Origin of the sequence: Arthrobacter sp. 2YAF22_2 (assembly GCF_052114645.1) — a bacterium.
Taxonomy (GTDB): Bacteria; Actinomycetota; Actinomycetes; order Actinomycetales; family Micrococcaceae; genus Arthrobacter.
In genome coordinates this window covers 1-1,104 of sequence record NZ_JBFRFD010000771.1, presented here as the reverse complement: position 1 = coordinate 1,104, position 1,104 = coordinate 1, and the positions used below count along the sequence as shown (strand labels likewise).

Genomic DNA, 1,104 nt, shown 5'->3' with positions numbered 1-1,104 from the left:
GTGACCGGCCGTGAAGGGCCGGTCACCGCTTGGGGGTCAGCTCCCCGGTTGGTGCAGTCCGAACAGCTGCTGTGCCAGGTCGATCAGCTCCCCGGGTACGTCGGCCTCGCCGCCGTCGTCCGTCTCGCCCAGGAACACGACGTTCCCGCAGTAGACATCGGTCAGGACGCCGGTTTCTTCAAGGACCAGCTGGGCGGCGCGGCGGTTGGGGGCGAGGTTCAGGATTTTGCCTTCCTCGTTGAGGTAGAAGTGCCAGTCATGCCCGCTCACGGCTTCGATGTTTCCGGCCACGAGGGTTTGCAGGTTCTCAAGGGATGCGTCGATGGTTTCGACCCGGGCCGGGGAGTTCAGGTCGGCGGGGATGATCAGGGCGGTGCAGGTGTTCATCAGGTGTGGTCCTTTCAGGTGGTTCGGGTGGGGTGCGGTGCCCCGCCGTGGTCGGCGGGGCACCGGCTGTGACTCTGGTTAGGCGGCGTTGACCGTGTAGGGCATCCGGTAGCGGGAGGGCAGTTCCGCGGCGGCTTCCGGGAGGTCGTCGGGGCCGTGGGCTTGGCCGTTCTTCCAGTGGAAGAACGCCTGTTCGGTGATCGCGTCCCACTGCCGGGCCTTGGTCCGGTAGAAGGTGCAACTGACGTCTCCCTCGCAGTACGTGGCGACTCCGAAGAGGTTGCCGATGCTGTCAGCGGTCCGCGTGGCCGCGACCATGACGTAGGGCCACTGGCCCAGGTCCCAGCCGTCGCAGCCCCAGCTGGGGATGACGGCCCAGCCTTCGACTTCGATGAGTTCCATCCAGTCGTAGCCTCCGTTCATGTGGTAATCCCCCAGCACGGTCACGCCGTCGATGGTTTCTCCGGTGTCCTTCGTGGTCACCGTCTTGGTTGCGATTGCGTTCATGGTGTTGCTCCTTCTTGTCCGAGAAGTTGGGGTGGGTGGGGCGGCTTAGGTGACCGGCCAGCTCCCCTGCTCCCCCGTTGTTTTTTTGTTGCTGGCAAGCTCGCTTGCTCGGCGGCCGACGGAGGCCTGTCTACCGCAGGCAAGGGGCAGGAAATTCCTGGAGGAATTCAGCGACGCAGGAGCGCCGGAGGGACATTTCCTGCCCCKCAG

2 protein-coding genes are annotated in these 1,104 nt (G+C 65.1%); both read right to left on the bottom strand.

Going from position 1 to position 1,104, the window contains the following annotated elements:
* Window positions 1–36 precede the first annotated feature (36 nt).
* Window positions 37–387 (bottom strand): DUF3846 domain-containing protein, encoded by a 351-nt coding sequence (locus tag AB4Y86_RS19430; RefSeq protein ID WP_441403750.1) that lies wholly within the window; start codon window positions 385–387, stop codon window positions 37–39.
* Window positions 388–465: 78 nt separating this feature from the next.
* Window positions 466–894: a hypothetical protein gene (locus AB4Y86_RS19425; protein ID WP_441403749.1), complete on the bottom strand. Its 429-nt coding sequence runs from the start codon at window positions 892–894 to the stop codon at window positions 466–468.
* Between the last annotated feature and the right edge of the window lie 210 nt (window positions 895–1,104).

Excerpts from the sequence above, each read along its gene's own strand:
- AB4Y86_RS19430 (WP_441403750.1), bottom strand. The coding sequence starts at position 387 with ATGAACACCTGCACCGCCCTGATCATCCCCGCCGACCTGAACTCCCCG.
- AB4Y86_RS19425 (WP_441403749.1), bottom strand. The coding sequence starts at position 894 with ATGAACGCAATCGCAACCAAGACGGTGACCACGAAGGACACCGGAGAA.